23 protein-coding genes and 1 pseudogene are annotated in these 22881 nt (G+C 71.0%); 13 read left to right on the top strand and 11 right to left on the bottom strand.

The genetic code is table 11. The features are described 5' to 3' along the window. Positions 1–304 precede the first annotated feature (304 nt). On the top strand, positions 305–916 hold the full coding sequence (locus ACFYW1_RS17290) for a hypothetical protein (RefSeq protein WP_388992943.1): 612 nt from the start codon (positions 305–307) through the stop codon (positions 914–916). Between the two features lie 1343 nt (positions 917–2259). On the opposite strand, the gene ACFYW1_RS17285 is transcribed toward ACFYW1_RS17290, so the two are convergent. The 3 genes from ACFYW1_RS17285 to ACFYW1_RS17275 form a co-directional block, all read right to left on the bottom strand. After that, the gene (locus tag ACFYW1_RS17285; protein ID WP_388992941.1) at positions 2260–2658 is read right to left on the bottom strand and encodes a hypothetical protein; all 399 of its coding nucleotides are present in this window, start codon (positions 2656–2658) and stop codon (positions 2260–2262) included. A 61-nt stretch (positions 2659–2719) separates the two neighbouring features. Continuing rightward, complete coding sequence (locus ACFYW1_RS17280; RefSeq protein WP_388992938.1) at positions 2720–3511, bottom strand: response regulator; 792 nt, start codon at positions 3509–3511, stop codon at positions 2720–2722. Then, complete coding sequence (locus tag ACFYW1_RS17275; protein ID WP_388992935.1) at positions 3508–4740, bottom strand: sensor histidine kinase; 1233 nt, start codon at positions 4738–4740, stop codon at positions 3508–3510. The genes ACFYW1_RS17280 and ACFYW1_RS17275 overlap by 4 nt, the downstream gene beginning before the upstream one ends. 180 nt (positions 4741–4920) lie before the next feature. On the opposite strand from ACFYW1_RS17275, the gene ACFYW1_RS17270 reads away from it, so the two are divergent. From ACFYW1_RS17270 to ACFYW1_RS17260, 3 genes are all read left to right on the top strand, one after another. Beyond that, positions 4921–5913 (top strand): ABC transporter ATP-binding protein, encoded by a 993-nt coding sequence (locus ACFYW1_RS17270; RefSeq protein ID WP_388992932.1) that lies wholly within the window; start codon positions 4921–4923, stop codon positions 5911–5913. Next, positions 5910–6683, top strand: a complete 774-nt coding sequence (locus ACFYW1_RS17265) for an ABC transporter permease subunit (protein WP_388992929.1) — start codon at positions 5910–5912, stop codon at positions 6681–6683. Before ACFYW1_RS17270 ends, ACFYW1_RS17265 begins: the two co-directional genes overlap by 4 nt. A 233-nt stretch (positions 6684–6916) precedes the next feature. Further along, on the top strand, positions 6917–7678 hold the full coding sequence (locus tag ACFYW1_RS17260; RefSeq protein ID WP_388992926.1) for a DUF4232 domain-containing protein: 762 nt from the start codon (positions 6917–6919) through the stop codon (positions 7676–7678). 100 nt (positions 7679–7778) lie between these two features. On the opposite strand, the gene ACFYW1_RS17255 is transcribed toward ACFYW1_RS17260, so the two are convergent. Further along, positions 7779–8465: a hypothetical protein gene (locus ACFYW1_RS17255; protein WP_388992923.1), complete on the bottom strand. Its 687-nt coding sequence runs from the start codon at positions 8463–8465 to the stop codon at positions 7779–7781. 305 nt (positions 8466–8770) lie between these two features. Here ACFYW1_RS17255 and ACFYW1_RS17250 point away from each other — a divergent pair, with 305 nt between their 5' ends. The 4 genes from ACFYW1_RS17250 (at position 8771) to ACFYW1_RS17235 (ending at position 11353) form a co-directional block, all read left to right on the top strand. Further along, positions 8771–9346 carry a YdeI family protein gene (locus tag ACFYW1_RS17250; protein ID WP_388992920.1) on the top strand — a complete coding sequence of 192 codons (576 nt, stop codon included), beginning with the start codon at positions 8771–8773 and terminating at the stop codon, positions 9344–9346. 135 nt (positions 9347–9481) lie between these two features. Then, positions 9482–10246: an SAM-dependent methyltransferase gene (locus ACFYW1_RS17245; protein ID WP_388992916.1), complete on the top strand. Its 765-nt coding sequence runs from the start codon at positions 9482–9484 to the stop codon at positions 10244–10246. Between the two features lie 227 nt (positions 10247–10473). Continuing rightward, positions 10474–10725, top strand: a complete 252-nt coding sequence (locus tag ACFYW1_RS17240; RefSeq protein WP_388992913.1) for a hypothetical protein — start codon at positions 10474–10476, stop codon at positions 10723–10725. Between the two features lie 88 nt (positions 10726–10813). Beyond that, positions 10814–11353, top strand: a complete 540-nt coding sequence (locus ACFYW1_RS17235; protein WP_388992910.1) for a hypothetical protein — start codon at positions 10814–10816, stop codon at positions 11351–11353. Here ACFYW1_RS17235 and ACFYW1_RS17230 read toward each other — a convergent pair. Continuing rightward, on the bottom strand, positions 11329–12363 hold the full coding sequence (locus ACFYW1_RS17230) for a LysR family transcriptional regulator (protein WP_388992907.1): 1035 nt from the start codon (positions 12361–12363) through the stop codon (positions 11329–11331). The two genes, ACFYW1_RS17235 and ACFYW1_RS17230, sit on opposite strands and share 25 nt — an antisense overlap. Before the next feature lie 265 nt (positions 12364–12628). Here ACFYW1_RS17230 and ACFYW1_RS17225 point away from each other — a divergent pair, with 265 nt between their 5' ends. Next, complete coding sequence (locus tag ACFYW1_RS17225) at positions 12629–13621, top strand: alpha/beta hydrolase family protein (protein ID WP_388992904.1); 993 nt, start codon at positions 12629–12631, stop codon at positions 13619–13621. 146 nt (positions 13622–13767) lie between these two features. Here the strand turns inward: ACFYW1_RS17225 and ACFYW1_RS17220 are convergent, their stop codons facing one another. Beyond that, complete coding sequence (locus ACFYW1_RS17220; protein ID WP_388992901.1) at positions 13768–14412, bottom strand: hypothetical protein; 645 nt, start codon at positions 14410–14412, stop codon at positions 13768–13770. A 204-nt stretch (positions 14413–14616) separates the two neighbouring features. Further along, the gene (locus tag ACFYW1_RS17215) at positions 14617–15264 is read right to left on the bottom strand and encodes a class I SAM-dependent methyltransferase (RefSeq protein ID WP_388993381.1); all 648 of its coding nucleotides are present in this window, start codon (positions 15262–15264) and stop codon (positions 14617–14619) included. Positions 15265–15748: 484 nt separating this feature from the next. Between ACFYW1_RS17215 and ACFYW1_RS17210 the strand changes: the two genes are divergently transcribed. Further along, positions 15749–16105, top strand: a complete 357-nt coding sequence (locus ACFYW1_RS17210) for a hypothetical protein (protein ID WP_388992898.1) — start codon at positions 15749–15751, stop codon at positions 16103–16105. Between the two features lie 541 nt (positions 16106–16646). On the opposite strand, the gene ACFYW1_RS17205 is transcribed toward ACFYW1_RS17210, so the two are convergent. Next, complete coding sequence (locus ACFYW1_RS17205) at positions 16647–17207, bottom strand: RNA polymerase sigma factor (RefSeq protein WP_388992895.1); 561 nt, start codon at positions 17205–17207, stop codon at positions 16647–16649. Between the two features lie 467 nt (positions 17208–17674). On the opposite strand from ACFYW1_RS17205, the gene ACFYW1_RS17200 reads away from it, so the two are divergent. Continuing rightward, a complete protein-coding gene (locus ACFYW1_RS17200) occupies positions 17675–18205 on the top strand; it encodes a DUF3291 domain-containing protein (protein ID WP_388992893.1) in 531 nt (176 codons plus the stop codon). A gap of 150 nt (positions 18206–18355) precedes the next feature. Here the strand turns inward: ACFYW1_RS17200 and ACFYW1_RS17195 are convergent, their stop codons facing one another. Further along, positions 18356–18874, bottom strand: a complete 519-nt coding sequence (locus ACFYW1_RS17195) for a proline dehydrogenase (protein WP_388992891.1) — start codon at positions 18872–18874, stop codon at positions 18356–18358. Positions 18875–19053: 179 nt separating this feature from the next. Then, complete coding sequence (locus ACFYW1_RS17190; RefSeq protein ID WP_388992888.1) at positions 19054–19878, bottom strand: S1 RNA-binding domain-containing protein; 825 nt, start codon at positions 19876–19878, stop codon at positions 19054–19056. Positions 19879–19922: 44 nt separating this feature from the next. Between ACFYW1_RS17190 and ACFYW1_RS17185 the strand changes: the two are divergent. Further along, positions 19923–20485, top strand: a pseudogene (locus ACFYW1_RS17185) (transposase). 120 nt (positions 20486–20605) lie between these two features. Here ACFYW1_RS17185 and ACFYW1_RS17180 read toward each other — a convergent pair. Further along, positions 20606–21469 carry a LysR family transcriptional regulator gene (locus tag ACFYW1_RS17180; protein WP_388992885.1) on the bottom strand — a complete coding sequence of 288 codons (864 nt, stop codon included), beginning with the start codon at positions 21467–21469 and terminating at the stop codon, positions 20606–20608. A 72-nt stretch (positions 21470–21541) separates the two neighbouring features. On the opposite strand from ACFYW1_RS17180, the gene ACFYW1_RS17175 reads away from it, so the two are divergent. After that, positions 21542–22819 carry an MFS transporter gene (locus tag ACFYW1_RS17175; protein ID WP_388992882.1) on the top strand — a complete coding sequence of 426 codons (1278 nt, stop codon included), beginning with the start codon at positions 21542–21544 and terminating at the stop codon, positions 22817–22819. Positions 22820–22881: the final 62 nt, after the last annotated feature.

The raw sequence follows: 22881 nt of genomic DNA, 5'->3' as shown, positions 1-22881 counted from the left end.
GATGGCCCCGCCCCATGCCGAGCACAGCCTCCCCCGGCCCGACGGCCACATGATCCACCGGGCAGAACCCAGGGCCTGACCGGCACGTCCTCGCCACAATCGCTGACACCCGGTCCGGGACCGGAGCGCGCAGCTCCTGACAGAGCGATACCTGTGCGGATATGCAAAGAATTCCTTCTTTGTACCCGACCAGTCCTGCGGCGTCACGCCCTGGGCCCGCCCGAAATGACAGGTATCGGGCCTATCGGTACGTTCGCCGCAAGTCGGCCGCCCGGTCGGCGTCTCTGAGACGGAGAGAAGTGACATGTCCTCGCGTACCTTCACCGTGGCTGCCGCCGTAGTCAGCGCAGCCATCCTCGCCACCGGCATCACCTATGCCTCGACTGACGGATTCAGCCGGGCCGAACCGGCCGCCGAGCGGGCCGGGCAGCCCGCTCACCGGGCCGCCCCGCCCGACCGGCCGGCCGCCCCCGCACCGGCCCCCCTCGGCAGCGAAGGCGGAACGGAGAGCAAGGGCGCCAAGGACGGCGACCACGAAGGCTCCGGTCGCGAAGGACGCGATGGCGAAGGCTCCGGTCGGGAAGGGCGCGACGACGAGGGCGGCGGGCGCGACCGCGGCTACGACGGGAAGCGGGAGGAGAGGATCTACTTCAACGAACGGGCGTACCCCGCCCATTCGGGGGGATGCGTCTCCGCGGCCAGCGGGCTGGGATCGAGCAGCTTCAGCATCTACAACAACAGCCGGAATGCGGTCGAGGTCTTTCGGGGGTTCGCCTGCGACGGCGGTTCCCCGGTTGCCACGGTCGGCCCCTATGGCAGCACCTACGGCGTCGCGACACCCGATGTCAAGGGCGGTGGGTTCATCGACAACGGCGTCGTGGGCAGCTTCCGGGTGATCGGCCACGACGAGTGGTGACGGCCCGTGCTCCCGAGCGCAGCCGGTAACTCCCAGCTTCCGGACAGCGGCGTCGGCAGCTCGCACATGCCGCCGAAAACCACGGCGCCCGGGCCTTCCGGCCAGTGCGCCGGGACCGGCCCGCCCACGTGCCCGAAGGCTCGCACCCGGCCGAGCGAGCGGCCCACACACCGCAGGCGAAGGGTCCGGCCCCCGTCCAGGGGCCGGACCCTTCATCGAGTCGAAGCCCGCCGGACAGAACCCGGCCCTCCTGCGCAAAGTGCGCCGCCGGGCCGCCACCGCAGAAGCCGCCGAAGTCACCGGCAAGGCCCTCGTCGACCACCCCCACCGCCTTGGTCCCCGTCTTTGCGCGGCAATCGTCGACCGGCTCACCTTCAACGGCGCGATCATCGACGAGGATCGTTGCCATCGGGTCACTGCCTACCACGACAGCGCGGCCCGCTTCCGCCAACGCCACAGATTCAAGTTCACGGGCCGGCCAGAGCTCTGCAAGGAAAGCGCCCAACCTACGCATGATCCGCGCAGTCGCGTCCAGCGACAACCACAGCTGAGCTGCACGGAACCAGCCCCTCCTCGGCCCACCGAAGCCGGCTGACACCCAGCGAGCGTTTGATTTTCCGATGTCCGTTTCGTTTGGTCCAGCTGTCGCGCCAGTTGAGGGCGGTCTGGGGGGCGAGGCGGCGGGCCAGGAGGTTGATGGCGGCCAGTTGGAGCATGGCGACTGACCGGTGGGGGTGGGTTTCGTAGTCGCGAACCGGGCGGCGGCGGTGCATGAACTGGGTGCCGGCCGCGGAGTCGTGGACACTTGCGGCGGTGACGGCGACGGTCAGCAGAAGCCGAGAGTGTCGGTGGCGATGTGCCTTTTGCACCCGATGGTTCTCTCGGCCGGGTCGATCCCTTGGCCGGTCAGTGGGGCGGATGAGTTCCCAGCAGGCGTCGGACAGGTCGCTTGGGCAGGTCTGTGAGTGCTGCATGATGCCCGGGTATGTGGCGACGGCCGACCTGGGCAGGGCATGTGCGGAGGTATTCGGCGGACTGGGCGCGGGTTCACAGATCCATATGAACCAGATAGTGAGCCGGATGACCGGGAAACCGTCATGTCCGGTTCGGCGGGAGGCCGCGCGGAACAGGACTCGCTCACAGCGGGCACCTCACCGCGCGGCCGGCTCAACCGGCTGGTTCATGCACCACCGCCGCCCGCCCCGAGGCGCCGAGTCCCGCCCACCCTCGTCGAAGCCATGATCAGCGGCGCGATGATCGACCTCATGAGCCGCAGACTCAGCCGCGAAGCAACCCGCAACCGGCGGGACAGCTGAACGGCGGCAGAGTCGCACTCCGGTGAATCACAGCAGGTGGGGCCACAGGCTGACGCTGTTCCGCTCCACACGGACCTCGACCCACGTTCCATCACTTGCAATCGGTGGCGGCGGGTCGGCGAGGTCGAACAGGATCTGGGTGTCGGCCACTTCCAGCAGGGCCCCACCATCGCCCGTGAGACTCAACCGGCCCCGGAAGACAAGCTGACCGCCGTCCTCGCCCAACGCGGCTGAGGACAAAGCGGCCGGCCGCGTGTTGCCCTCCCAGACCACGCTTTCATCGACAGTCCACTCCACATGATGCTCCCGGCCCACTACCGTCGGGTCCCCGCACCAGAACGCCGTGGCGGTGCCCACTCCCGAGCGCACCCGGACCGCAACAGGACCCCCGGGGGCCTTTTGCACTGCTTCTACCTGCACCAACATCCCGTAATCATCCACGGCAGCACTGCATTACCAAACACTCCCGCCAGGACAAAACGCTCGCTCAGAGGCCGCTCGGGGGCCGGGCCGCTGCGACCAGGCCGCTCTCGTAGGCGACGATCACCAGCTGGGCGCGGTCGCGGCAGTCCAGTTTGGTGAGCAGCCGGCCGATGTGGGTCTTCACGGTGGCGAGGCCGAGGTACAGCCGTTCGGCGATCTCGGTGTTGGACAGGCCGCGGGCGACGAGGACGAGGACTTCCCGCTCGCGTCCGGTCACACCGTCCAGGGTGCCCGGCAGCGGTCGCGAGGGTTGCGGGCGGCGGGCGAACTCCGCGATCAGGCGTCGCGTCACGGCCGGTGCCAGCAGTGCGTCCCCGGCGGCGATCACCCGTATCGCCGCGATCAGCTCGCCGGGCGGGGTGTCCTTGAGCAGGAAGCCGCTGGCACCGGCCCGCAGCGCGGCGTAGACGTACTCGTCCAGGTCGAACATCGTCAGCATCAGCACCTTGACGTCCGCGGTTCGGGGAGAACCGCAGATCTGCCGGGTCGCCTCGATGCCGTCCATGCCGGGCATCCGTACGTCCATCAGGACCACGTCCGGCAGGTCCCGTCGGGCGCATCGCACCGCCTCCGTCCCGTTCGCCGCCTCCGAGGTGGCCACCAGGCCGGGTTCGGCGTCGACGAGCACCCGCAGGCTGCCGCGCAGCAGCGTCTGGTCGTCGGCGATCAGGACCCGGACCGGGCCGCCGGACGACTCGGCGCCACGGGGCGGCTCGGCGTCGTCGGACAGCTCGGCGTCGTCGGGCAGCTCGGCGGGCCGGGGCGGACCGGTTACCGGTTCGATGGGGCGGGTCATGGGATCTCCTCGTACGGCAGGGTCGCGTGCACCGCGAAGCCGCCCGCCGGGAGCGGTCCGGCGGTGAAGGTGCCGCCGTACAGGGCGACGCGTTCGCGCATGCCGACGATGCCATGGCCGCCGGGTGCCGTGGCCGGGGGTGTCCGGGACGTCCGGGGTATTCGGGGTGTCCGGGCGCCCCCGTCGTCGGTGATCTCGATCCGGACCTCGCGGTCGTCCGCGTCGATCACCACCTGACAGCGGGATCCCGGACCGGCGTGCTTGGCGACGTTGGTGAGCGATTCCTGCACGATGCGGTAGACGGCCGGGGCGACTCCGTCGGGGAGGTTCTCGGCACCGTGCATCGTCAGCCGTGCCCCGGCCCGCCCGACGAGTTCGGGGAGCGCGTCGAGGCCGGGCACCGGGTCGAGGGAGGCGGACCGGGCCCCGCCCTCGGGGGTGCGCAGCACTCCGAGCATCCGACGCATGTCGTTCAGCGCGGTACGGCTCGTGTGCTCGATGACCCGCAGCGCGTCGTGCGCCTCCTGCGGTCTGACGTGCAGCACGTGGTTGGCGACACCGGCCTTGACCGCGATCAGGCCCATGCTGTGCGTGACCACGTCGTGCAGTTCGCGGGCGACCCGCAGGCGTTCCTCCGTGACGGCTCGCCGCGCCAGCTGTTCCGCCGCCCGGACGGCGAACGCGCGTCTCTGTCGCACGGCCCGCCCCAGCTCCCAGGTACCGAGCAGTACGGCGCAACCGAGCAGCGGCAGTCCCGGACCGGCCTGCCACCAGTACGCGTCACCGGCGCGCACCGCTCCGACGGCGCCGGCCGCGACGAGGACCGCCGTCGCCAGGACGGGCAGCCGGCGTTGCCACCGGTGGTGCGACGGCAGGGTGAGGGCGACGGTGTAGAGGGCGAACGCCACCGACAGGAACGGGTCCCACGTGACCCCGCACGCGAGGGCCACGGCCGTCGCCACCAGCACGGCCGCGAACACGGGCAACGGCCAGATCCTCCGTACGGCGACGGGCACGGTGGCCGCGGCCACGAGCGCGAGTCGCTCCCACGGCACGGGGTCCGCCCCGGACGGCGCGGCCGACGACGCACCGGGAGCCGGTCCGGTCAGCAGCAGCGCCGCCACGTAGAGGAAGACGAACACGCAGTCCAGGGCGATGTGCTGGCGCCGGCTCAGTCGCCGGGCCAGGATCGGATGGTCGTCCGGGTTCACCTCAGTACCTGCTCGCACCGCTCGACCCTATCCAGGGGGCACGGCGCACCGCCTCGGCCCGACGGTTGGTTCCGGCCCTCCACCCGTGGTCGGACGCGCTGCCCGGAACACGGCCCTACCTCCACCCGCGGGTGGAGCGAAGCCGGTCGGTCCCGGGCCGGACGCGGCGGAGGACCCGGTTCGCGGACCATCACCGGCATGATCGAAGCGACCGAACTGACCAAGCGCTACGGGGGAATCACCGCCGTGGAGGGGCTCACCTTCCAAGTGCGGCCCGGTCTGGTGACCGGGTTCCTGGGTCCCAACGGTGCGGGAAAAACAACCACGTTGCGCATGATGCTGGGCCTGGACCGGCCGACGGCCGGCGAGGTGCGCATCGACGGCGCACCGTACCGACGGCTGCGCGACCCGCTGCGCACGGTGGGCGCGCTGCTCGACGCCGGGGCCGTGCACCCCGGCCGGACCGCGCTGAACCACCTGCGGTGTCTGGCCCGGAGCAACCGGATCCCGATGCGCCGGGTCCATGAGGTGATCGAGCTGGCCGGGCTGTCGGGCGTGGCGAACCGGCGGGCGGGGACGTTCTCGTTGGGCATGGGCCAACGGCTGGGCATCGCGGCGGCGTTGCTCGGCGACCCCGCCGTCCTGGTGCTCGACGAACCGGTCAACGGGCTCGACCCGGAAGGCGTCCGGTGGATCAGGAACCTCGTGCGGGACCTGGCGGCCCGAGGACGCACCGTCCTGATGTCCAGCCACCTGATGAGCGAGACGGCACTCACCGTGGACCGCCTCGTCGTCATCGGCCGCGGCCGGCTCCTCGCGGACACCGGCGTGACCGAGTTCGTCGACAGGTACGCGGACGCGGGCGTACGGGTGCGCACGCCGGAACCGCGGCGGCTGCGCGCCGTGCTGAACGGCGCGGGCATCGCGGTCACCGACCGTGCCGACGGCAGTCTGAGCGCGGCGACCGACCCGGAACGGATCGGCGAACTCGTCGCGGCACACGCGGTTCCGGTGCACGAGGTGACCCGGAACACCGCGTCCCTGGAGGAGGCGTTCATGCGGCTGACCGCCGACGCGGTCGAGTACCGGGCGGAACGGCCAGAAAAGGCGGAACGGCCGGAAGGAGCGGAAGGGCCAGGAGGAACTGAACGGCCGGGAGAGGCGGAACGGCCTGGGAGGGTGAGCAAGTGACCGGCAACTCGCCCCGGGCGGTGTTCGCCGCCGAGTGGATCAAGGTGTGGACCGTGCGCTCGACCGGCCTCACCCTGTTGCTGTCCTTCGCGCTCAGCACCGGCATCGGCACTCTCGTCTCGCTCTCCTGGCGTGCCGACATCGAGCGTGTCGTCAATTTCGACCCGCTGGCCGCCGCCCTGTACAGCGTGACCCTCGGGCAGCTCGCCCTCGTCGTCCTCGGCGCCCTGCTCGTCGGCTCCGAGTACTCCTCCGGCTCGATCCGGACCTCACTGGCCGCGGTGCCGGGGCGTGGTCTGTTCTACGGCGGCAAGCTACTGGCCGGTGCCCTGACGGCCCTCGCCGCGTCGACGGTGATCGTCGTCGTCACGTTCCTCACGACGCAGGCGGCGCTCGGACCGTACGGCACCACGCTCGGTGCGGACGGGATCCCGGCCGCGCTCGCCGGGGCCGTGGTCCACCTGACGTCGATCTGCGTCATCGCGATGGGGGTCACGGCCATGGTGCGCAGTGCGGCGATCTCGATGGGAATCCTGCTCCCGGTGCTGTTCCTCGGCTCCCAGGGGCTCGGCAACGTACCCGCCCTGAAGCCGGTCCTGCGATACCTGCCCGACCAGGCCGGCCTGGTGCTGATGCACATCGCCGCGCCGTCCGGCGACAGCCGCTTCGGTCCCGGCTACGGCCCCGGAGCGGCCCTCGGCATCCTCCTGGCCTGGACGGCGGCCGCGTTGATCGGCGGCTACCTGGTCCTGCGCCGACGCGATGCCTGAGGCCCGGTCGGCCCTTCGCATCGTGGTCGTCCGGAGTGGCCGGGCACTCAACCGGAACAGTCTCACGGGTGGGATGGAGGTCGCGTGAACTGGCTGGGAAGGCGGGTTTCAGGGCGTCAGCGGAACGTCAGTCGGACGTCAGCACAACGGCAGGATGGAAGCCGAGGCTATGAGCAGACCAGCCGCCGCACCCGGCGGCGAACCACACCGACCGCACCTCACGGGGAGCCCCCATGCGTACCTCCATCCGCCGCCCTGCCGTACTCGCCGCGACCGCCGTCGCCGCCCTCAGCCTGACGCTCACCGCCTGCGGCGGCGACGAGGGAACGAAGGACAACGGGGCCGCCACTCCCGCCGCCACTGTCGCAGCGACCGTCGCCGCCTCGACGGACGCGGGCACCTCGGGCTCGGCCACCGCCGCCTCGGGCGCCTCCGGTTCCGGCACCTCGGGCGTCGTCACCACCACTCAGGTCGGCGTCAAGAAGAAGGCCCCCTCCAGGACCTCTTCCAAGACCTCCTCCAATGCCGTCGCCAAGGCTGCCTCCAAGGCCCGTGCCAAGGCCCCCGCCTGCACCGTCGGCGACGTGAAGATCTCCGCGGCCAAGCAGCCGGGCGTGCCCACCACGCACATCACGCTGACCGCGACCAACGTGTCGGGCCGCTCCTGCACGCTGCTCCAGTACCCGCTGCTCGCGTTCGGTGAGCTCCCCCAGACCTCCAAGGACGTTCCGCCCGTCGCCAAGAGCAAGCCCGGCACCCCCATCGTGCTGAACGCCGGCACCCCGGCCTACGCGGCCGTGCGGATCAACAACGGTGGTGTCGACGAGAAGACCCACACGGTCCGCTCCTTCTACGTGAACCTCTTCGCCGCCGACGGTCCTGCCGAGGGCAGCGAAACCGTCATCGCGCCCAAGGGCGGCATCGCGGTCGACGACGCGGTCGCGAAGACCGGCTACTGGACGTACGAGCTGCGCAACGGCGCCGACGAGTTCTGAGCCGACCCGCCGCCCGTGGCATCGGTGCTCCGGCGCGCGGGTACAGGGACATGACGGGGCCGTGCGGCAGTTCTGCCGCACGGCCCCGTTCCGAACGGGGTCACTGGCAGCTGCGCTGCCAGTTCCAGCCGATGAAGGTGTTCTTGAGCTCGACGTCGAAGCGGCAGCTCGCGGTGCCGTCGGCCTTCAGCTCCACGTACGAGTGGTGCGTGTTGGCGTACCGGTCGCCGGAGGTGTCGAAGATCCCCTTGTAGGAGAACGCGGCGTGCGCCTCGTTGTTGGAGACCGCGCAGTCGGCGAGGCAGTCGGCGTTCTTGCTCGACGACACCAGCGACCAGCCGGCGTTCCACGGCTCACGGTTCCACTGCTGGGTGGCGTCGGTGGAGGCAGTGGTGATCCTGGCGCCGTCGGTGGTCCAGGTGGAGGTGGTGTAGAGACCGGTCATCCGGATGTTGCAGCAGTCGTACATCTCGGACGCGCTGTTCACCTGCCGGGTGCCCGCTGCGACGGCGGCACCGATGGTCCTCGCCGAGACCTCGGCCGCTCCCGCGCCGTCCTTCGTCACCCGCTGCACCGGGCCCAGCTGCGGCTTGCAGTCGGGGCCGATGGTGATCTGCTGCTTCACGGCCGTACCGGCCGGAGGCACGGGCAGCGAGCCGGACAGCTTGACGTCCGTGCACGCCTGTCCGGCCCGGGCACCCGTCGAGGCCTCACCGAGCGGGGCGGCCGTGGCGGGAGCGGCCGACAGCATGAACAGACCGGCCGCCGCCGCGATGGCGAGTGTCATTCGGTTACGCAATTGCCTTGCCTTTCCTAGAAGTTCGGACGGAGCGTAGCCACGCCTGTTGGAATCCGCGTCGACAGCGGGAAGGTTGGCACGAAGCTGACGGCTGCCCCGTGGCGTACCGCCTTCCACCCTGGCAGCTTCCTGCCAGAGCCGTTGTCCGGCGACCGGCCACAACGGAAGAGTGGGGAGCCGCCACTTCCCTCCGGAACGCCACTTCCCTCGGGGGCGTCGCTTCCGTCCGAGGAGCTCCTTTCGCGCTTCCACCCGGGACGTTGCTTTCGTCGTCGGGCGATAGCCTCGGCCGCATGGACGAGATCGGTGGGGTGGAAGTCGTCGCGTTCGCGGACGCGGAGGCGTTCGAGAGCTGGCTGACCGAGCACGGCACGCGCCGTGAGGGCGTATGGATCAAGGTGGCCCGGAAGAAGTCCGGCATCCCGTCGGTCACCGACGACGAGATGGTCGACGTCGGGCTGTGCCACGGCTGGATCTCCGGCCAGCGCCGGTCGTTCGACGAGCAGCACTACCTGCAGAAATACGTGCCGCGCCGCCCCAGGAGCCTGTGGTCGCAGGTGAACGTGGACAAGGTGGCGGAGCTGACGGCAGCGGGCCGGATGCGCGAGGCCGGACTGGCCGAGGTCCGCAGGGCCCAGGAGGACGGCCGGTGGGCGGCGGCCTACGCGTCGCAGCGGACGGCGACGGTACCGCCCGAGATGGTGGCGGCGCTCGACGCGGCCCCCCGGGCCCGCAAGGCGTTCGAGGCCCTCGACAGGACCGCGCGGTACCAGCTGATCCTGCCGTTGCTGCAAGCACTCACCCCGAACACCCGAAAGGCCCGGCTCGACAGGATCCTGCACACGCTCGGCCGTGACGACAAGTCGTGACAACAATTCGTGACGACAGGCCGTGATGACAGGTCATGACGATCCGTCACCATGAGCGGCCGATCGGTCGGCTCCGAGGGTGCCGGAACGAAACTCGATGTCCAGGACGGTCCGGTCGGCGTTAGCGTGCGCCGTATGACTGACACGGATCTTCCCCCGCGCCTGACGCGGCTCGTCTTTCACGGCCCATTTTCCGAGGCCCGCGCCGCTCGGACGGTCGACAGGCTCGGCCGGACGGCGCCCGCCCGGGTCCTGGACATCGGTTGTGGCTGGGGGGAGTTGATGCTCAGGGTCCTCGACGCGGTGCCGGGGGCGACCGGGGTCGGGGTCGATCTCGACACCGAGAGCCTCGCCCGGGGGCGTGCGAACGCCGAGGCCCGCGGGCTGGGCGGGCGCGTGGAGTTCGTCGAGGGGTCCGCGACGGAGACGGACCACGGGCCCGCCGACCTCGTCCTGTGCCTCGGGGCCAGTCATGCCCTGAGCCGGGCGGACCCCCCGCGACACACCGCCGAGGCGCTCGATGCGCTGCGCCGGGCGGTCGCGCCGGGAGGCCGGGTCCTGCTCGGCGAGAGCTTCTGGGAGCGTCCCCCCACCAGCGCCGAACTGGACGCGATGTGGCCGGGCGCCCGCGCCGACGAGCAACACGATCTGGCCGGACTCGTCGACCTCACGGTGTCCGCCGGATTCCGGCCCTCCTGGATCGAGACGGCCGACGCCGGCGAGTGGGAGGACTTCGAGTCCGGCTACCAGTCGGACGTGGAGGAGTGGCTGGCCGCCCACCCGGACCACCCGCTGGCGAAGGAGACCCGCGAGCGCGTCGACCGGCACCGGGCGAGCTGGTTGAAGGGCTATCGGGGTGTGCTCGGCATGGCCTACCTCACGCTGGTTCCCGTCGGCTGAACGGCTGCTTCCTGTCGCGGGAGGGAGAGACGGCGGACGGGACGTACGGAGCCGGGCACGGGGCCGGAGCAGACCGAGCCGGGCACGGGGCCGGGGCAGACGGACGCGACCGGACGACCGGACGTGCGCCCCGGCTCCCCGCACACCCGCCTCAACTACCCGAACACCGGCCCCGGTTCGTCCGCGCGCCCTCCCGGGCTCCCCTAGGAGCGAGGTACCTTCGCTCCATGTCACTTGCTCCCGATGGCGAGGTCCGCAGCCGCGACGAACTGGTCGCCTTCGTCCGAGAACTGCACCGGGACTACCTCCGCCGGGGGCACGAATGGGAGAACCAGAGCCTCGACCACTTCCTCGGGGCCCTCGCGGCGTGGATGGACGATTCGCCGGGCTGGTATCGGAACTCCGGGAAGCGGCTCCCCGAGGAGGGGGACTGGACCTTCCTGGCCAGAGCCCTTCAAGCCGCCACCGTCTATGAGTGAATCCGCTTCCGGAGCGGTCGGGCCGCGCCGAGGGGATGTGTTTCGCCCCGGGGCATCGATGTCGGACCCGGAGGTTATGGTCACCACCATGGCTAACCGTTCTTACCTCTACTCCACGAGCACGCCGCCGGACTCGGACTCGAACCCGAAGAAGATCCGGTGTGTCTCCGAGCACAACTGGAGCATTCCGCTGGCGCACCAACTGCTCGTCGGGCGTGGGACGACCAGGGTCCCGTCCATGATCTGGAACCTGCGCATCGGCATCGCCGCGGACTTCGACGGCGGCGCCGCCCTGCTCGGCGACCTCCTGCGCGTGGTCGGGCAGGGGCTCGATGGCGACAGCGAGTTCGCCGAGTGCGTCGCCAGGACCACGGCCCACCTGGAGAAGCAGCGGGACCGGTTCTTCGTCCTGGAGACGGGGGAGATCGTCTCGCTCCAGGAGGACGAGGACCCCGAGGAGGCGGTGGAGTACCTGGTCACCCGCGAGATACCCGATGCCGTTGCCCGCGCCGAGGCCGCCATCGCCGGGAACGACGACGCGTGGCTCGCCTCCGTGCGGAAGGACTGGCGGGACCACTTCGCCTCTTTCTACAGCGACGCGCTCTACTTCTCGTTCCCCGAGGAGTGACCGGAGCCGGGACGGCCGCCGCGGCCGCGGGTGCGGTTGGAACGGCCGGCCGGCCCGGCTCCATGCCGCTCGGCCCCGGGCGGGAGCCGGTGCGCGGGCGGTTCGGGCAGCCAGTCGCGGGCCGGGTCGTACTCCAGCCATCGGCTCCGCCCCGCTTCCTCGGCGCAGGAGGCGACGAGGCCGGCCAGCCCCGGGTGCGGGTCGCCGGTGCGCCACAGCAACGACCAGGCGTACAACGGCGTGGGGTCGACCAGCGGCACTGAGCGCAGACCGGGGATCCGCGGCAGTGGCACGTCGGCGGGCAGCAGCGAGAAGCGGTGCGGTTCCCGCGCCACCTCGGTGAGGAAGTGGGCGAGGCCCAGGTTCGCGCCCGCCGTGCTGGCGCGGATGCCGAACCGGTCGGCGAACCGGCGGAGGAAGTCGAGCCTGCCCAGTGCGCCGGGTGTCCACAGCACGCTGCCGCGCAACCTGTCCGGTCTCAGCGCCGGTTCGGCCGCCAGTGGATGGTCCGTGCTCAGTACGGCGTCCACCGGTTCGAGGCGGACGAGCCGGTGGCTCAGCCCCGCGGGCAGCGGGGGGTGGACCCGGCCGAAGGCCGCGTCGATGTCGCCGTGCAGCAGTGCCGCCGTCACCGACGGCAGATCACGTCCGTGCCCCGGTGTCAGTTCCCCGGCCCGTCCGGCGACCCGGGCCAGTGTCCGCATCGGCGCATAGAGGTGTCCCCAGACGTCGACGCGCAGCGGACGGCCCTTCCCGGCCGCTGCGGCGACCGCGGCGTCGGCGGCTGCCAGGGCCTGCCGGGCCGGTGCGAGGAAGCGCTGCCCGGCCTCGGTGAGATGTATCCCGTTGCCGCCGCGCCGGAACAGCTCGGTGCCGAGCAGGGACTCCAGCCGGGCGATCCGCTTGGACAGTGCCTGCTGGGAGATGGCGAGTGTCCCGGCCGCCCGCCCGAAGTGCAGTTCCTCGGCGGCGCACACAAAGGTCCGCACCTGCGCCATGTCGAGATCCACGCCCCTCACCATAGGTGACAACCAAAAGTTGTCGGACTTGCGTGATCGTTGTTGGACCGCCGGGCGGTCGCGGGAGTTGCATCCTCCCCATGCGAAGACTGATTCCCACGGGAGATGCGGCGTGCCCGGTGGCTTTCGCCGGAGCTCCCCGACCCGGGCCCGGGCCCGGTGAGGCGCTGGTCGGGGCCGAGGCGTTCGCGCCGGACCGGGGCGGGACGTGCGTTCTCGAACGCCCCCGGCCGGGGCTGCTGACCGGAGGAGCACGATGAGCGTCACCGAGTTCGCCGCCGACCAGTGGACGCGCGCCATCGGCGCCGGCGTGGACCCGCACGAGTACCGGTACGTCACCGGCGGCCTCGGCTCCGTCGCCGACTGGGGTCCGGCCTTCGTCCGCACCGGACACGGCCACCTCCGGCGCGCGCAGGAGGCGGGGTCCTCCCGCTCGGCGGGTGAGCACCTGCTGACGGCGGCCCGGTGGTTCCACCTCGCCACCCTGGCGCCGTACGCGGAGGCCCACCGTGCCGCAGCCGAGGCGGATCGTGCCCTGGGCGAGGCTCTCGCCGTACTGGAGCCCGGTGCGCGGCGGGTGAGCGGCGAGGGGTTCACCGGCTGGCTGCGCGGCCCCTCCGACGCGCCGGGGACCGTGGTCGTCGTCCCCGGCCTGAACTCGGCCAAGGAGGAGTTCCTCGATCCGGTCTCCATGCTCCTCGCGAGAGGGCTCGCGGTGTTCGCGATGGACGGTCCCGGGCAGGGCGTGCTCGCGGCCACCACGACCTTCGTGCCGGACTACGAGCGGGTCGTGGGCCGGGTCGTCGACGCCCTCGGCGTCCCACGCGTCGGGCTCGTCGGCCTGAGCCTGGGCGGATACTTCGCGGCCCGGGCCGCCGCCCTGGAGCCGCGGGTGGCGGCGGTCGCCACCGTCAGCGGCCCCTTCCGCCTCGACTGGGCGGAACTTCCTCTGCCCATACGGGAGATGATGGCCGGGCGCGCCGGGGGAACCGATGCCGCCCGGCGGTTCGTCCACCAGGTCGACCTCACCGACCTGGCACCCCGCATCACGGCCCCGCTCCTGGTCGTGGACGGCGGCCGGGACGTCATCCCCGGCGTGACCGACGGCGAGCCCCTGGCCCGTCTGGCACCGCGGGGCACCCATCTGTCCGTCCCGCACGGCGACCACCTGCTCGGGAACGCACGGCCCGACTGGCTGCCCCGCCTCGCCGACCACATCGCGCAGGCCCTGACGGGGTCATCGGCATGAGGCGTCACCTCGGAAGAACGGTTCCCGTCGTCGACGGCGGTCCGATCGGTGCCGTTCCCGCATGACGGGCGGTCAGGCGCACGCCCGGGGCCGGGCATGCGGTCCGCTCACCGCTCGTCCTCGCCGCGCGCCCTCGTCTCTCGTCCTCACTGTTCCTCCTCGCCGCTCCTGACGGCCACCCGGTCCGACCATGGCGCCAGGACCGTCGCTCGCGACTCGGGGTGCTCCCGCAGCCACGTCAGGAACGGGAGCAGGTCGCCGTGGGGGGCGTACAGCCGGAGTACGGCCGTCCCGTCCTCGCGGCGGGAGCGGCCCTCGGTCCGGTAGGAGGCGGCGGGGGCGGCGAGATCGAGGTGCAGCCCGTTCGTCACACGAGCCCCGGCCACGTCCTCCCACGGCACCTCGACGACGCCGTACATGTTCGACCGCACCGCCGTCGGGGTGAGCTCGACCGTCGGTTTCCGGGGCCTGCGCAGGGAGCGTGCGGTCATCGCGGCGAGGAGGGCCGGCACCAGCAGGAGCAGGCCGATCGCGAGAACGGTGCCCGGCCGGTACCGCCCGGGTTCCCCGGTGCGGTTCGACAGCCACACGTACGTGTCGCCCCAATGTGCCAGCGCGACCCCGCACATCACGACCGCGCCCGTCAGCAGCAGACACACCAGCACGGTGAACAGCACGGCCCGACGGCGCGCCCCTCGGAATTCCGACGGTGACTGCGGGGCGTGGGCGAGGCCCGTCGCCGTCGATCGCCACAGTCCGCCGAGTCGAGGGGGCACGGAGTCAGGAAACATGCGCAGCACCTTACGGCAGAAAATGTCTTAATCAGGTCACACCGTTGGCTCAATGTTTTCCCGAAAGGACGTCCGGCGGACAGCTCCGGGGGCCCGGCAGACGACCTGCCGGGCCCCGCCCTGTCCGGTGCCCCCGGCCCCGCACAGGCCCCCGCCTCGCACCCGGCCCGACGGCCCTTCCCGTCGGGCCGGGTGCGAGCGGTCTCAGGCGTCCGCGGCCCGGCGCATCAGCAGGTGGCCCCGGCGGAACCGCTCCCCTTCCTGCGGCTCGCGCAGCATCCGGCCGATCTCCACGAATCCGGCTTCGCGGGCCAGGGCCGCGAGGTCGTCGAGCGGCCACCGGTACGCCGTCGTCACCTTGTGGTCGAACGCCGTGACCGGTTCGCCCTCCGACTCGAAGAAGCCCAGCAGGAGGTGGCCGCCGGGCGCGAGCACCCGGCGGAATTCGGCGAAGTACGGGGGCACGTCCTGCGGCGGGGTGTGGATGAGCGAGTACCAGGACACGACACCGTTCAACGCTCCGTCGGCCAGGTCCAGGGCGTCCATGGAACCGACCTCGAACCGCAGGTCCGGGTATGCCTCGCGAGCGAGGTCGATCATCACCGGCGCCAGGTCGATGCCGAAGACGTCCAGCCCCGAGTCCCGCAGGTGCGCGGTGAGGTACCCGGGGCCGCACCCCAGCTCGGCGACGGGTCCGCCGCCCGTGGTCGTCACGAGTTCGGCGAACGTGGCGAGGATCGAGCGGTCCAGCGGGAGGCCGGCGAGCGAATCACGGACGAGGTCGGCATAGAGGACGGCCACGGCGTCGTAGGCGTCCGCGGTCGTGTTCAGGTAAGAGGAGAGTTCGGTCACGAGCGAGGACACTAGATCCTTCCTCCTCCCGTCGGCGAGCGCCCTGTCGGAAAGTCCGCAGAACGGGCTCCGGCGTGCGCGCCCAGTCCCGGCGGGACAGCCGGGCCAGTGCGCCCAGGACCTGGTCCCGGGCGGTCACGGCCGCTGCGGCGTGGTGGCTCCCGGGTCACTCCGCCCAGCAGCCGAAAGCCTTCCTGACGGCCCGCGTCGTCGTAGCCGAGTTCCGCCCGCCGTGCCCGGCGCCAGTAGAAGTCCGGTGCCACGGCCACGTACCCGGCCTCCGCGAACCGTTCGACATGGAATCCCCCGTACGGACATGAAAGATGAATCGTGGCCGAACGGTTCAACGACCAAGTCCGTACGGACCATTCCCCGCGTTCCTCCTCGGGCCCCACCGGTTACCGTACGCATCAGGAAGGACGCCCGGCACGACGGGAACGAGAACGCGAGCACGGATGAGGACAAGGACGAGGATGTCGAGGCGATGAGGACGCGCTCCCTGAGATTCGGACTGTACGCGGACGAGCGGGGGCTGGCGTGGGTCCAGGGGCTCGTCGACGCGGCCGTGGGTTCCCGGAGCGCCCGGATCGTGGACAGGGCGGTGGTTCATGAGTTTCCCGGGAGCGGGATGACCACCGCCGACGCCTACGACCATCTGACGGAGCAGTGGGCCTGGGAGAACCCCGGTCTGGACAGCGGCGCGCGGGAGGCGGTCGAGCTGCGTGTCCGCCTGGTGTGTTCCCTGCGGACCCGGCGGGCGATCCGCAAGACGGTGATCAGGACGTTGTGTCCGGAGGGCACGGCGCCCCATCTCTGCCGCGTTCCCTGGGCCGCGGCCTGAGGGAGAGCCGTCCCGTGATTCCGGCGGGCGCACGTCGGCGCTCCGGCCCTTCCGAACCGGGTCGGAAGGGCCGAGGGTTTCCGGCGCGGCACCGCGCGGGAGGCCCGAGCGGGTGGCCCCGCGCCGCGAGCGGAGTCGTATGGCGGGGCGGCGGTTCGTCGCCTACCGGACCGGTGCGACGGGCTCGCGAGGCGGGGCGCCGTCCGGTTCCCCTGCCCGGAATCGCACGATGCCGCCCCCGTACGACCGAACGGGCCCGGCGGACCCGGCAGACCTGCCGGACTTGACGGGCCGGGCGACGGACAGTTCGCAGCGGCCGTCCACGCACGAACGTCGCAACCGACCCTTCGAGACGGTCTGCAACAACCCGATCGTCCAGCACGTGGGGCACCCGCGCAGTGCAAGCAGCCCCACCGGCACGAGCAGGAGTGAGGCCGGTCCGACCACCGGGATGAGCAGGACCGAACCGGCCAGGGCGCCGAACCCCAGCCCACCGCGTGCAAGGTGCCGGGGCAGCGAAGCACTGGCGAAATCCTGACGATCAGTCATGAATTGCTCCCCGGACGGAATCAGGTGTCTCCTGCAACGCCCGGCGAACCGTCGTACGGGCGCGGTGCAGCCGCGACTTCATCGCGGCGGTGCTGAGGCCGAGCGCGTCGGCGACCATCCGTCCGCTGTGGCCCTGGATGTCCCGCATGATCAGCACGCGTCGCTGGTCGGCGGGCAGATCGGCGATCGCCGCCGCCACCCGTTCCGCTTCCAGGCGCTGCACCACCTCGTCCTCGAACGAGGGCACGGCGGCGTCCGGGACCGGTCCATGACTGCGCAGCCTCAACCGCGCCCGCCGCAGGCACTCGTTGCGCACGATCCGGAACATCCACGACGCCAGCGCACCGGAGGCCCGCAGCATGCCGATCTTGCGGTACAGGATGATCAGCGCTTCCTGCGCGGCGTCCTCGGCGTCCTGGGGCGAGGCGCACAGGGAGTACGCGAACCGCTGCACGTGCGGGTGCGAGCCCGACACCAGAGCGGCCGCGGCCTCGACGTCGCCCTCCTTCGCCGCGACGATCAACTGCTCGCCGGGCCAGGTGAAGTCAGCCATGCGAGCGCCCCCGCCGACGCCGCACGGCGACACTGCACGCGCAGATGAGCACGGCCCCGACAATGACGGCACCAATGATCACGACAAACCTCCGGTTCCTGTGCCGACGCTGTTGTCCGCACAGGGACAAGAGGCACGACCACCGTCAAAGGATTCACCACGGCAGCGACATCACGATGTCCGCCCCGAGCTTCTGCCGGGATTCCACGACAACGGGCGGCGCCGACGCCCCGGCTCCTGCGGAGACCTGTGCGGGAAGCCACGTGGCCAGGGAGAACGCAACTTCGACATGGGCCCGTCGAGGCGGCTAACTTCAGCCGGCCTCCGGTGGTCGCCCACGTTCGCACAGGGGCTCCTCCGGGCCGGGCCATCCGCGACGGGACGAGTCGGCCCGTCGCACGAATCCTCGCCCATGCGCAGACCGCCGGCCGAGTCCGCACCAGGAAACCCCGACCAGGAAGAGAAGCATGTCCCATCTTGCTCTGTACACCTTCGGCGTCCTGAAGTCACCGCTCGCCGATCCCGCGCCTCTCCCGCGCGAGTTCCACGACCGCGCCGGAGCGATCTACCGGAAAATCGGCGAGCACCCCGGGTACCTCGCTCGTGCCGAAGCGGCGGAAGGCGAACGGAACACGCACTTCGACTCGGACTGGGGTGCGTGGGGAGAGTTCGCCGTACCGGCCTGGTACGGCAAGGGGCGTACGCCGGAAACCCTCGCCCTGGCAGCGTCCCTCTCGCTCTGGACCGACCTGCGCCCCGCCTTCGACGCCATCTTCACCGGATCGCACCGTGAGGCGCTGAACCGGCGTTACGACTGGTTCGAGAGGACGGGGCACCCGGGTTACGTGTTCTGGTGGGTCCCCGAAGGCGTGGTACCCACCTGGCAGGACGGGGTTTCCAGGCTGGAGCACCTCCACGACCACGGCTCCGCACCGCACGCCTTCACCTTCCCCCACTCGTTCGCCCCGGACGGAACTCCGGCCGGGGCCAACGGATGAGGCCGAGCGAGAACATGCCGGGCTTCCGCAGCGGTGCTCGGATGCGGCCGGCCCGTCGCCCCCGCGCACTGAAGAAATCCACGCACTGAAGAAATCCGCCTCATGACCGACTCCCTGGTCCGGCACCGAGGCGTTGTCCGTGCGGAGCGGTCAGTCCGGGCGGCCAAGGACGTCTCGGGCTGCCGAGCGGAAGCTCTTCACCGCCTGGTAGAGGTCGTGCTCCCGGTCGGTGGCAAGGGCCGTGTCCGCCGCCCTGCGAGCGGTGTCTCCCGCATGGGCGTTCTTCACCATCCGCTGCATCACGTCGGAAAGGCCCCCGGATGCTCGGGCCACGTCGTCGGCCGCCCTCGCCATGGAGGACGGCCCTTCGATGACGACGACTTCCGCCGCACGGTGCACCTCGCGCGCCAAAGTGATGAAGCGTTGCACCTTCTCGTCGACACTCCGCAGGTCAGGGTCGTCCGGCCGGAGCGCATCGAGAATGGCGTCCATGGCTATGTCGCGATCGTGCAGAGCACCGAGGTAACTCGCGTAGGCATCCCTGCGATGCTGCCTGCGCCACTGGTTGAACTGTGCGCGCGCCGCCACACGCCCACTCACGACTGCCGCGCCAAGCGTGGCGAGGCAGCCAACAGCGGCACCGAGAACTGCGGCCAGTCCAGCATCCATGAGCGCACATTCTGCCGTTGCCACGTCATGGTCCGGAAAGAGCCTGCGGTTTGGCCCGCCTCACCGGCATACGCATCCGTGGCCCGGGGCGGGACGCCGGGATCGAGCACATGCACACCCGTCTCCCCCACGTCCTCAAGTCGAAGAGACCGCGGGGGCCGTGGCACCGGCGTGCCCCTTCACCGGGTTCTGTCCGCCCCGTCGGCGGCGCCCAGACGCACCCGGTGAAGCCGGAGGTCGACCTCGGCGACCTTCACCGTGATCAGCTCGCCTTCGTCGACAAACTGATCCGGAGTCCCGGTCGGCTCGTCGGTCAGTTCCGAGAGGTGGAGGAACCCCACGACCTCGGGAGCGAGCTGCACGAACACACCGAAAGGAACGATCTTGACGATCGGCCCGGTGAGGACTCGGCCGACCTGATCCGCAAACCGAATGAGCGGGTCCTCCCGCAGAGCCTTCAACGAGAGCGTGACCTGACCGGAGCGCGTCTCGGCGATGATCACCTCCGCGGTGATCCGGCGGCCGGCCTCGACTGCTTCGGAGGGGTGACTGATCCAGCCCCACGTCAGGTCCGGCACCCGGATGAAGCCGGTGCACAGGCCGTCCGGTTCGCCGTCGACGTGGACGAAGACCCCGAAGTTGTGAACCGCGGAGACCGTCCCGGTGACAACCTGCCCCCTTTCGAGCCCGAGGAGGAAGGACCGCAGGGCCGGAATCTCGCACGCCCTGGCGGAGAGGTGAAGCCGGCCCTCGCGCCACCGCCCGATCTCCTCGGCATCGATCTCCTGGCCGACCTCGAACAGCTCGGACGGGTGCTCCGTCCGACGCATCGACGCTTCCTGCCGAGGAATCCGACCGGTCTCGGCCGCCCCTCCTTCCACGTCCACGAGCTGCACCAGGACGTCCGCCCCGTCGAACCCGGTGACCTTCACCCTTCTCACGGCCCCCGGCCGGAGGCGGTTGATCAAGGACTGCATGCGGGGGTCGGGAGCCGGTTCGGACATGGAGGTGAGCCTAAGAGGTCCTGACAGAAGCTGTTGATCATGTGCTGTCGGTTCGGTTGCTCGTTGGTCTGTTCGTGGCGAGGAGGAACTCCCGGCCGTGGGTCGTCTCGGACGAACTGTGGTCGCTGATCGAGCCGTTGTTGCCGGTCCCGGCGCCGAAGCTGGTGGCAGGGCGGCCTCGGGTGCCTGACCGGCGGGCTCTGTGCGGGATCCTGTTCGTGCTGCACACCAAGATCCAGTGGGAGTACCTGTCCCAGGAGCTCAGCTTCGGCTCCGGCATGACGTGCCGGCGACGGCTTGCCGGGTGGAACGAGGCCGGCGTGTGGGACCGGCTGCACCTGGTCCTGCTCAAGAAACTGCGATCGCCCGACGCGGTGTCCCGCACGGCTCCGGCCTCGGCGTCCACCACTGGGCCGTCGAGCGAACCACCGCCTGGCCGCACGGCTTCCGCCGACTACGCCTCCGTCGGCAACGACGCGACGACATCCGCGAAGCCTTGTTTGTGCCCGGGGGTGAAGGAGATGGCGCCGGGGGTGTGGTGGTCGCGGAATCCGGCGACCGCCTGCTCCCCGAGGAGGTCCAGGTCGGCGTAGCGGATCAGTCCTGACCAGTCGGATGTGTCTACGCAGGTCCGGCAGGACGGGCGGGCGTAGAACCGGTCGCCGGAGTGCCAGTCGTGGGTGGGGAATCGCAGGCGGTACTCGGTGACGGTGAAGAAGACGACGGCTCAGGGCTTGCCGAGAATGCGCCGCGCGAGCCGGGGCAGGGCCGTGGCGAGAGTGGCCGGCTGGGGCAGCCGGTTGACCACGGACAGTGTCGTCCGCCCGGGGACAGGAGAACGGACGATCCGGTCGCCGGGGGCCGCGTACCAGTGGGCTGCGAGTTCGGGCACCAGGGCCGGGCAACGGCGGTGACGTGCCACTCGCAGTGTCGTCTCAAGGGTTGCGCCCGGCCGCGGAACCGCTCCGAGCGAGGAGAGCCGTTGGCGCACCACCTCGCCAGCCAGGTCGATCGTGCTGTATACGACGATGCGGCCGGCGAACGGGCGGGTGCCCGCTGCCAGGTCCGGGGCGCCATCGGGCAGTACGACCACGAGGGGGCAGTCCCCGACGACGGACCGCTGCAGCCCACGCGGTACGACGGTCTGCTCGGCAATGGTGACGAACGCGGCGTCCAGCAGCCCTTCGTGCACCTGCCGCAGCAGGGTCGGTCCGTGATCGACCTCGGGGTGCACGGTCACGCCGTCCAGTTCGACGTCGAGCGCGGTGAACACCATCGGGCTCAGCGCCTGGATCGTGCCCACGGCCAGGGTCGGAGCATCGACCGCGGCCAGGGCCCGGTCGGGCAGGGCGTCCAGGTGCGCCAGCAACTGTGCGCTCTGGCGGGCCAGTTCCCGGCCTGCGGCCGTGGGGCGGGCGCCCGTGGTGTCCCGGTCGAACAAACCGGTGCCGAGACGGCGCTCCAGCGCGATCAGGCGACGGCTCGCCGAAGGCTGGGAAACCAGCAGTTCCCGGGCGGCGGCACCGACCGAGCCGTGCCGGGCAACCGCCTCCACCAGCTGCAGGTCGTCCACCGAGAAGCGTGAGGTCATGCCCTCAGCGTATGAGCGGGACGGCTGCACCGCTCCCTACCGGCACAGCCGCCGTCGATCAACGATCGGTGCATGCACAGATCACTGCTCGTCCTGACGGCCATCACCTTCCTCACCTGGATCGGAACCCGCCTGGCAGCCATAGCCCTCCCCCTGGTGGCACTCGCCGAGACCGGGGAGGCCTGGACCACCGGGCTCGTCGGCGGCGTGGCCGGGCTGCCGCTGCTGACCGTGGGCTGGTGGGGCAGGCGCCTGCGCGACCGGCTGACCTCCGGGCGGGCCCTCATGGCCGTGATGCTGCTTCAGGCGGTCGGCCTGGCGGTGGTCCCGGGAGCCGCATTGGCCGGGCAGGTCGGGGCAGTCGCGCTGTGTGTCTCCGGGCTGGTCACCGGTGTTGCGGGAGCCTTGCTCCATCCGGCACAGCGGGCCCTGGTGGCAGACCTCGCCGATGTGGAGAAACCTGCCGATGCTCCGTCGTCGGCTCCGCGGTGGCTGGCGTGGCAGGACCTGGCCCACCGGGTCTCCATGGTCTTCGTGCCTCCGCTCGGGGCGTGGCTCGTGGTCGCCTGGGGTGCCGTGCCACTGCTGTGGTGCGAGACGGTCGCGGTCGTGCTCGGGGCAGCCGCTGTACTCGCAGTGCCCGCGGCGGCCACGGGCACCGGGCCCGGCGACGGCGCTCGGCCCGCGTTCAACAGCCCGGCCGACAACGAAACCGGCCGAGCCGCTGGAGCCGCCTCGATGACGGCAGTCCTGCGCGCCTTCCCCCAGCTCGCCGCAGGCATCCTGATGGCCGGGGTCGGCGGAGTGTGCTGGTTCGGGTTCAGCCTGGGGCTGGCTGTCCTCGGCGTCGAGCTCGAAATGCCGGGTGCGCTGATCGCCGCAGGGATGAGTGGGTACGGCTCGGCTTCCGTGCTGGCCTCGTTCCTGGTGCCCGTGGTGATCGACCGGCTGCCTCGGATGAGGACGATGGTGGTCTCCTGGGCCGTGCTCGGCCTGGCGTTCGCGCTGATTCCGGTGGCCGCTCCGAACCTGGCGCTGATTGCGGCAGTGGCGGCCCTGGGAGGTGCTGCGATGCCCTGGGGAATCGCAGCCCTGAACGCGCTGATCAGTGAGCAGACCTCCGGCGCCCAGCGGCGGACGGCCTTCACCGCCGAGGCCGTCCTGCACTCCGGCGGGACCTCCCTCGGCCTGCTTGCCGGTGGAGCCGTCATCGGCTGGGCCGGAGCCGGGCCGGTTCTCGTCGCGACGGGCCTGGTACAGATTCTTGCGGCTGCCGCAGGACTGCTGCACGGCATGCGGGCCCCCTCCCGGGCCGGTCGCACCCCACGGGAACGAACAGCCACCAACTGAAACTAATTTCAGCAAGAGTTCTCGAAGGCTTGAGGCTACGAAACCGTGGCCAGCGTGAGGTG

Origin of the sequence: Streptomyces sp. NPDC002669 (assembly GCF_042889165.1) — a bacterium.
Lineage (GTDB): Bacteria > Actinomycetota > Actinomycetes > Streptomycetales > Streptomycetaceae > Streptomyces.
The sequence above is the reverse complement of the archived record's forward strand: the minus strand, read 5'-3'. Positions and strand labels throughout refer to the sequence as shown.